Raw genomic sequence first — 730 nt, forward strand, 5'->3', positions numbered from 1 at the left:
CAGCGCTGATACGTGCGCATGCTGATGCCAAGTTCCTTGCAAGCACTGGTGCGACGGCATTCACTTTCCACTGCTTCTTCAATCAATGCGATCACCAACTGGCGATCCGGGGTGGCCGTCAGTCTTCCTCGGGCGTTCCCCAGATCGCCTGGGCTTTTTTTCTGAGGACGATCAGCGCAGCTGTCTCCGCCAGAGCTTTCTCTTTGCGCACCAAATCACGTTCCAGTTCTTTGATTCGCTTGCGGTCTGCCTTGCTCTGCTCGCGCTCCTCGCGGCTTCGTGCAACCGGCTGCGCGTTGGCTTCCTGGCAGGCTTGGCGCCAGCCAGCGATTTGTTCAACGAACAAACCCTTGCTGCGGCAGTACTCAGCCAGTTCAATCTCGCTCAGGTGCGCCGTTTCCAGCACCACGCCAAACTTATCTTTCGAGGACCATTCCTCGGCATTCTTCCCATTTCCTGGCACCGGCACTCCCTGCAATTTTAGACTTCGTCGCCAAGTATAAAGCGTCTGTTCCGAGATGCCGTTCTCGCGGGCTAACACCGACACTAACTTGTTCTGCGGCGGCATCATCTGCCTTAAAATGGATTCCTTGCGCTCTGCCGGATAACGATTCACAACATGTCTTTACTCCGCCCCCGGTGCGGTTTTTATGAATTAAATCACGCGACATCTATCCTGACACAGGGGGGCCACCCTGGTCCCATCGAGCGCGGAGTCCCCGCAACAGCG

Annotated in this window: 1 pseudogene; it reads right to left on the minus strand. The window is 56.4% G+C overall.

The window, feature by feature from the left end:
- Positions 1 to 616: pseudogene (locus F1735_RS33955) on the minus strand (transposase); the annotation flags it as partial.
- Between the last annotated feature and the right edge of the window lie 114 nt (positions 617 to 730).

This window comes from Massilia genomosp. 1, assembly GCF_011682185.1.
Lineage (GTDB): Bacteria > Pseudomonadota > Gammaproteobacteria > Burkholderiales > Burkholderiaceae_D > Telluria_A > Telluria_A rubra.